At 68.0% G+C, this 8,166-nt stretch carries 3 protein-coding genes; 1 reads left to right on the top strand and 2 read right to left on the bottom strand.

What is annotated here, in order from left to right; genetic code table 11:
- Window positions 1–55: 55 nt before the first annotated feature.
- Together ACFQ7F_RS44225 and ACFQ7F_RS44220 are read right to left on the bottom strand one after the other, a co-directional pair.
- Window positions 56–2,395: a hypothetical protein gene (locus ACFQ7F_RS44225; RefSeq protein WP_383284876.1), complete on the bottom strand. Its 2,340-nt coding sequence runs from the start codon at window positions 2,393–2,395 to the stop codon at window positions 56–58.
- Window positions 2,396–2,636: 241 nt separating this feature from the next.
- Window positions 2,637–6,497 (bottom strand): GH92 family glycosyl hydrolase, encoded by a 3,861-nt coding sequence (locus ACFQ7F_RS44220; protein WP_383284873.1) that lies wholly within the window; start codon window positions 6,495–6,497, stop codon window positions 2,637–2,639.
- Window positions 6,498–6,857: 360 nt separating this feature from the next.
- Here ACFQ7F_RS44220 and ACFQ7F_RS44215 point away from each other — a divergent pair, with 360 nt between their 5' ends.
- Window positions 6,858–8,105, top strand: a complete 1,248-nt coding sequence (locus ACFQ7F_RS44215) for a cytochrome P450 (protein ID WP_383284870.1) — start codon at window positions 6,858–6,860, stop codon at window positions 8,103–8,105.
- Window positions 8,106–8,166 lie beyond the last annotated feature (61 nt).

The following is an 8,166-nucleotide window of genomic DNA, read 5'->3' as shown; positions in this document are numbered from 1 at the left end:
GCCCCGTGGGTTCCACCGCCACGGGCGACTCCCTACGGGCCGTGGCGTCAGCGGCTCAGGACTGGGTCACGGTGTACGTGCCGGAACCGGCCTTGTTGATCAGGACGACCCCGTAACAGCCGCCCTGCGCCGTGAACTTGAACGACTCGGCCTGGCCGGGACCGTTCCCGATCGACGAGGCGGACGCCGCGTAACGGCCGCGGACAGCGGTCTTGCCGTCGGCCGGGTCGGAGTCCATCAGGAACAGCTCCGCGTCCTGGCTCGCGTCGGACGGCGTCGCGGTGACGGTGACCTCGGTGCCGCTCGCCGGGCACGTGTCCCAGACGGCGGACACGTCGTCGGCGCCGTTCATCGTCCTGGTGTCGGAGTTGATGAGCAGCTTGCCGCTGTCGGCCAGCTCGATGCGGTACTCACCGGTACCCGTGCCGCCCAACGGCCGCTTCACGACCGGGTAGTAGTCGCCGGGAGCCCTCGCGCCGGAGTCGACGGCGATGAAGTCGACCGTGTCCCCGGTGGCCAGGCTGACGTCGAGCCGCTGCTGCAAGGCCTGATCGTCGTACAGGTCGAGGTCGTAGTCGACGCCGGACGGAGGCCGCAGCGCCACGACCGACCAGAAGCGGAAGGTGGTGTCGTAGCGGTAGTTGTGCTGCGGATCCGGTGTGGGCAGCGTCTTGGACCGGCCGTCGGCGAGCTGGTTGCGGAAGCCGTAGTCGATGCCGTTCTGGTAGAGCGCACCGCCGGGGCCCGAGCCCACGTCGTGGCCCTCCTGGCCGCGCTGGGTCCAGAACTCCTGGAAGGTGGTGGACCTGCGGTCGAGCAGGGTGTCCCAGATGGCGTCCTTCGCGGACTCCTGGTGGTAGTCCCAGTAGCGCTCACCGGCGGGGTCCATGAGGTCCCACAGCGAGCCGGTGACCCGGCCCTCGGTGTCGTCACCGCTGTTGTAGGAACTGGTGTCCTCGACGTGCCAGCCCCGGTACTCGTCCCGGTTGAAGATCGCCATCGGATAGAAGTTCGCGAAGCCCTCTACCCAGGCGCACCCCTTCGAACTGCGGGTGTTCATGGAGTGGGGACTGCAGTTGTCGGTGGCGGGCTTGATGTCCTCGTACGCGTCGGCCATGACGGCGTGGCCGTACTCGTGCACGGTGTCGGTGCGGTCGTCGGGGGCTGCGGGTTCCAGCCAGACGCTCTCGTCGTCCCACGAGTAGCGGCTGTTGTCGTTGGAGTCGTCGTCGGGATAGACGATCTCCATACGGCGGCAGTCGCCGGTGTCGCGGGCGTCCCAGCACTCGCCCGGCGTCCAGTTCTTGGCCTGGTTCGCCAGGTCGAACGCGTGGAAGACCCGGTTCATCGTCTGGTCGCCGGGGGCGATCCGGCCGAGGTCCACCGTGCGGCCGTCGCCGATGTCGTCGCGCCGGCCGGAGCGGAACTCGTAGACGTCACGGCTGAGGAAGTTGTCCTCGACGACCCGCCACAGACCGCTCTCGGTGCGGACCTTGACGTACACGTCCTGTCCGTTGGAGGTGTCGTTGTTGTCGAAGCACATCCGGAAGCCGCCGCTGCCGTCGGTCAGCGCGGAGTCGAGCAGGTCGTCGGCGCCGAAGGAGTCGTAGTCCCAGGCCTCGACCTGGATGTTCGGCGAGGGATGCGCGCCGCCCGGCTCCGTGTAGCCGACGGTGCCGGTGACACAGGAGAGCGCCTTCGCGGACGGTTCGCCGGAGCGGGCGTCGTCGCTGTGCGGCTTCGGGAGCTTCGTCCGGCCGGCCACCGGCTCGAACGGCCGCTCCGGCTCGGCCGGGGTGAGCTTGACGTCGTCAGGGAGCCGGCGCAGCGCGGCGGAGTTGCGGCGCTGGTCGAAGCCCAGATAGGAGGCGGCGGGCGTGGCGCCGACCGTGAGGAGCTGGAGGTGGTCGTCGCGGTCGGCGGGCTCGGCCGATGCGCCTTCGACGCGGGCGCGCACGGAGGTGGCGGCGGCCTTGACGCCCTTGACCGGGAGCGAGAAGCGCAGGGTCTTTCCGGCCGCCAGGTCGATGGTGCGCTGGGCTCGGTGCACCGTGCCGCCGTCCTCGGGAAGGAGCTGGCCGAGGTCCTTGAACTGCCAGCCGGCGGGCGCGGAGGCCCAGTCGACGGCGGCGGGGAGGTCGGCCTGGACGCGGGCGTCGGAGAGGTCGACGCGGGTGTCCACGGTGATGTCGAGGCGGGCCTGCTGTCCCACTGAGGGGGCCCGGTCGAGGTGCGTGGTCACACGCACACAGCTCGACCAGTCCTCGGGCACCGTACAGCTGCCTTTCGGTGCTTTCTCGGGTGCTGCGGACGCGGGGCCGAGGACGGTGAGTGGTGCGCCGATGGCGAGGGCGCCGATGACGGCGACGGCCTTCGAGCGGGGTCTTCGTAACACGGGTGGTCTCCCCTCAATAACGCGATCAACGATGCGATCAGCAATGCGACCAGTGGCGTGATCTGTGGCGTGATCATGACAAAAGGTGCGTTACGAGGTGAGTGTCCATCCGCGGGGAGTGTGAGACCAGGATTGTTCCGGCCAATGGCTTGATCGGAGAACGCGAACGGGGGCGGGAGTGAACTCGCCACTCCCGCCCCCGCGTTGACGCATGCTGCGCGGTACTGCCTCCCGAGAAGGATCAGCTCAGGAGCTCGACCTCCGCGAGCGTCGCGGACCCGACCGGCACCAGCCGGTAGTGCCCGTACGACCCCGGACGGTCGACCGTGAACACCCGGGTCTGCTTGTCCCAGGCGAAGGACTGGCCGGACCGCTTGTCGAGGTCCTTCCACTTCTCACCGTCGGTGGAGCCCTGGAGGACCCAGCCGCGCGGCGCCTTCGCCTTGTCGGCGGACGACGTCAGCGTGTACTGCACCGCCTTGGTCTTCTTGCTGACCGGCAGATCCACGGCGTTCGCCGAAGTGGCTTCCGTGTCCGAGGTGTTGTCGAAGAGCGCGCCGTCACCCTTGATGGCGTCACCGCGCGGCGACGGCACCTTGTCGTCCTGCGTGACGGACGACGGCTGGGCGTTCTTGCCCGTGCCCCAGGCCGACGGCTTCGGGCCCATGTCGAACTCCAGGACTCCGCCGCGCGCGATCTCCTTGTGGGGGAGCGCGGTCGAGGTCCACTTCTTGCCGTTGACCTTCAGGCCCTGGACGTACACGTTCTTCGCGCTGTTCTTGGGCGCCTTGACGACCAGGTCGCGCCCGCCGTCCAGGTGCACGGTCATCTTCGTGAACTGCGGCGAACCGATCGCGTACTCGCCGCTGCCCATGACCAGCGGATAGAAGCCGAGCGAGGAGAAGAGGTACCAGGCCGACTGCTCGCCGTTGTCCTCGTCGCCGTGGTAGCCCTGCCCTATCTCGCTGCCGGTATAGAGGCGGGAGAGGACCTCGCGGACCTTCTCCTGCGTCTTGGACGGCTCACCGGCCGCGTCGTACATGTAGGCGGCGTGGTGGGCGACCTGGTTGGAGTGCCCGTACATGCCCATGCGTACGTCGCGTGCCTCGGTCATCTCGTGGATGACCCCTCCGTAGGAGCCCGCGAACTCGGCGGAGCCGGTCTCCGGAGTGGCGAAGTACTTGTCGAGCTTGTCGCCGAGGCCCTTGCGGCCGCCGTAGAGGTTCGCCAGACCGCGCGAGTCCTGCGGGGCGGTGAAGGCGTAACCCCAGGCGTTCGTCTCCGTGTAGTCGTAGCCCCACACGCGCGGGTCGAACTTGTCGGACGGGACGCGCCAGTCGCCCTTCTTGTCCTTGCCCTGGAAGAAGCCCTCCCCGGCCGCCTTGCCGTCGAAGAGGTGCACGTAGTCCCGGGCGCGGTTGAGGAAGTACTCCGACTCCTCCTTGTAGTGCTTCTCGCCCGTCTTCTTGTAGAGGGCCTGGCCCATGCGCGAGATGCCGTAGTCGTTGACGTAGCCCTCCAGTGCCCAGGACAGGCCCTCGTGGGTCTCGCTGGGGGTGTAGCCGAGGAAGGGGGAGGTCTCCATGCCCTTGCGGCCGACGCCCTTGCTCGGCGGCACGACCGTCGCGTTCTTCAGCGCCGCGTCGTACGCGTCCTTGGCGTCGAAGTCCACGCCCTTGACGTACGCGTCGGCGAACGCGACGTCCGACGAGGTGCCCGTCATCAGGTCGGCATAGCCGGGCGACGACCAACGCGACGTCCAGCCGCCGTCCTTGTACTGCTGCACGAACCCGTCGACCAGCTCACCAGCCTTCTTCGGCGTGAGCAAGGAGTACGCGGGCCAGGTGGTCCGATACGTGTCCCAGAAGCCGTTGTTCACGTACGGCTTCCCGTCGACGATCTTCGCGCCGGTGTGGGTCGGGGTGTCCGGTCCCGTCTGCGGCGAGAAGGGAGAGGCGTACTGGTACTTCGACTTGCCGCCCGAAGTGACCTTCTCGAAGCCCGAGTTCGGGTAGAGGTAGAGGCGGTAGAGGGAGGAGTAGAGCGAGGTCCGCTGCCCCTCGCTCGCGCCCTGCACCTCGACCTTGCCGAGGATGTCGTCCCAGCTCTTCTGCGCGCGGTTCTTCACGCGGTCGAAGGAGGTGCCGGAGGGGATCTCGCTGTTGAGGTTGGCCTTGGCCTGGTCGAGGCTGATCAGCGAGGTCGCCAGGCGCAGGTTGACCGTGCGGTCCTTGCCGGCCTTGAAGCGCAGATAGCCGGTGACGTCGCCGCCGCCCCCGCCGTCGAGCTTGCCGCCCGCGGTGACGGGCGCGTCGAACGTCCCGTACACGAAGAGGCGGGTGGCACCGGTGGAGAGACCGGACTTGACGTCCGAGAAGCCGCTGACGACACCGCTCTCCTTGTCGAGGGTGAGGCCGCCCTTCTCGGAGACGTTGTCGAAGATGACGCTCGCGTCGTCACCGGGATAGGTGAACTTCATCATCGCCGCGTGATCGGTCGGGGCCATCTCGGCCTTCAGACCGTTCTCGAACGTCACGCCGTAGTAGTGCGGGCGTGCCGTCTCCTTCTCGTGCTTGAAGGGGAGCGCGCGCTTGGTGCGGTCCGCGGACGGGGTGTCCTTGTCGACCGACGGCATCATCTGGAAGGTCTGCCGGTCGCCCATCCAGGGGCTCGGCTCGTGGCTCGCGCTGAACGCCTGGATCGTCGGCAGGTTGTCCGCGTTGTTGCCGCGCGCGTAGTCGTAGAGCCAGCTGAGCGAACCCGCGTTGGTGACCGGCGTCCAGAAGTTGAAGCCGTGCGGGACGGCCGTCGCGGGGAAGGTGTTGCCGCGCGAGAAGCCGCCGCTGGAGTTCGTGCCGCGGGTGGTGTCCGCGTAGTCCGAAGGGTGGGCCTTCGGCTTCGCCGGAGCCTTCTCCTTCAGGGACACGTCGTCGACCCAGCCGCGGAACTTCGCCGGACCCTTGGGGGAGTCGTACGCGACGAGCACCCGGTCCACGGTCTTGCCGCCCGCGACCTGCCCGATCCGCGCGGCCACGTTGTTCCACTGGTTGACGTAGAGGCCCTTGGCGGCGCCCTGGCCCTGTGGGGTCAGCGGGAAGCCGTGCTGGTCCGTGGCCTTGAGGTCACTCAGATAGGTGCCGTCGGTGAACGCCAGGTCCACGGACACGTTCGTGGCGTCGTAGTCGAGGTCGCCCTCCGCCATGGAGGGGAAGATCCGGTACGAAAGCTCGGTGTCACGCCGCACCGAGACGTTCACGTCGAAGACCTTGTTGTACGAGTAGCCGCGGGCGTCCGCCTTGTGGCTGCCCGCATAGCGAAGGGCGCGCTTGCCGGTGAACCCGGCGCCCGACTTCGCCGTGGGGGAGCCGCTGGGGCCGCGGTCCACGAGGGAGAGCATGTCCTCGGGGGCGGGGCTCTCGCTGCCGCCGACGGAGAACTGGACGTCGGAGAGCTGGAGGGCGTCGGATGCGCCGTTGTTGGCGGTGACGTCCAGGCGGTAGTGGGCGTACTCGGTGCTGTTGTCGAAGTCGTACTTCTTGGTCTGGTGCCTCTTGTCGAACTTCTCGCCCTTGCGGGTGTCGAGGTCCTTCCAGTCCTTGCCGTCCGTGGAACCCTGCAGGGTCCAGTCCTTGGGGTCGCGCTCGTCGTGGTCGTTCGCCGACGTCAGCGCGTACGTCACGGCCTTGGCGGGCTCATCGAGGTCGAACTCGACCCACCCCGTGGGCTTGAAGGTCAGCCACTTGCTGGTGGGCTCACCGTCGATCAGGTTCTCCTTGACCTCACCTCCCGAGGAGTTCTCGCCGCTGGCGCGGACCTCGGTGACGTGGTCGTTCACACTGCCGGGGATGCCGGCGCTGAACGCGCCGTTGACACCGGCGGTCCGCTTCTTGCCGTCGGGGCCGGTTTCGACGGTGTTCAGCCAGTCCGGCTGTACATCGCCCTCTTCGAACGAAGAGACGAACTCCTTTGCTGCTTTGGGTGGTTTCTCCGGTTTGGCGACGGCGGCACCCTGCGCCGTCGCGACGAGAGTGAACGCGGCCGCTCCGAGGACCGCGGCCGAACGATGGTGTCTGAAGCGAGGTCTGCGTGATCTGTGCGGCATCCCCGAGCCCCTCCCTGCGAGTCGGACAACGTTGTCAAATCGCTGCGCAAGGTCCAGTAGGGCGTCAAGTTGCCGCTGGTGTCAAGGCTGTTGAAGGGCTTAGTGGAGAGGGAGAGGCGCAGGACACGTGCGGTACCGCGTCCCGGCACGGTGTACGGGCCGACGCGTGCCTCTGGAACGGATCGCGCGGGCGCTTCCTGGCGGGGCCGACGACTCGACCGGCCCATAACCAGCAATTCAGGAGAACGACTGGAGCACGCCGCGTACTTACGATGCCGACGTACCCTGGCCGGCCGTGCCATCACGATGGCTGCAGCGGCACGTCGGCAGGCAATCGCTTCTGTCATGAGGAGTCCGACGATGAGCCCTGACACCGCCGTGTCCACCGTGCTTGCGCAGCAGCATCCGGAGGCCGAGCAGCTGTACTTCCAGTTGCTGAGCGCCCCGCCGGCCGACCCCTTCCCGGACTACCACCGCTTGCGTGAGATGGCCCCCGCCCTGCTCACCGGCGACGGCAGCACCCTGGTGCTGACCCGGCACCAGGACGGCGACGCCGCGCTGCGCAACCGCAACTTCGGCAAAGGTGACGAATGGCTGCGGCTTCATGTCAAGGACATACCGGAAGCCGAGCTGCGGCCGGTCATGGAGCGCATGCAGCGCAGCATGATCCTGACGAATCCGCCGGACCACACTCGGCTGCGCCGTGTGGTCAGTTCGGCCTTCACCGCCCGGCACGTGGCGGCGCTGCGGCCTTCCATCGAGCGCTGGAACAATGAACTGATGGACCGTCTCGTGGCGGATCCCGGCGGCGACTTCATGACTACCTTCGCCATGCCGCTTCCGGTTCATGTCATCTCCGACCTGCTGGGCGTCCCGGAGTCCGACCGGCCGTTGATCGCGCCGGCCATTCACGACATGGGGCTGCTCATCGAGCCGGCCGCGACGTCCGACGAGATCGTGCAGGGCGCCAGGGCGGAGAACACGCTGGCCGCGTACTTCTCCGAGCTGCTCGCCGAGAAGCGCAAGAATCCGGGCGACGACATGCTCAGCAGGCTCATCGCTTCCGAGGCCGATGAGGTGCTCGACGAAACGGAGGCCATAGCCACCGCGATCCTGCTCTTCGCCGGCGGGAACAAGCCGACGGCCAACATGCTCGGCAACGGCCTGTACGCGCTGCTGGAAACCCCGGGTGCGCTGGAGCGGCTGCGGGCGGACCGCGCGCTGATTCCCTCGGCGGTGGAGGAGATGCTGCGCTATGACGCGCCGGCCCATGTCGACATCATCAGTGTCCTGAAGCCGACGACCTTCCTCGGCGCCGACCTGACGGCGGGCCAGAACGTCATCATCATGCTCGGCGCGGCCAATCGCGATCCGGAGGTGTTCGCCGAGCCCGATTCCTTCGAGGTGGGCCGCACCGAGAACCCGCATCTGTCGTTCGCGGCGGGACCGCACTACTGCCTCGGCGGCCCGCTCGCCCGCATCGAGGGCGAAGTCTTCTTGAACCGACTGCTCGACCGGTTCAGCGGTGTGACGCTGGGAGAGCCCGAGCTCTGCGCGGGCCTCGGGCATCACGGTTTCGAGAAGCTACCGATCACGTTGCACGCCTGAGAGCCCCCCGCGCCTGGCGCGTCAGGCGCGGGGCGGTCGCTCGCCGCGCACCGGCGGGTGC

Source organism: Streptomyces sp. NPDC056486, assembly GCF_042795295.1.
Lineage (GTDB): Bacteria > Actinomycetota > Actinomycetes > Streptomycetales > Streptomycetaceae > Streptomyces.
The sequence above is the reverse complement of the archived record's forward strand: the minus strand, read 5'-3'. Positions and strand labels throughout refer to the sequence as shown.

What these genes read in the sequence shown, in the direction of transcription:
- ACFQ7F_RS44215 (WP_383284870.1), top strand. Translation starts at nt 6,858, where the DNA reads ATGAGCCCTGACACCGCCGTGTCCACCGTGCTTGCGCAGCAGCATCCG.
- ACFQ7F_RS44220 (WP_383284873.1), bottom strand. Translation starts at nt 6,497, where the DNA reads ATGCCGCACAGATCACGCAGACCTCGCTTCAGACACCATCGTTCGGCC.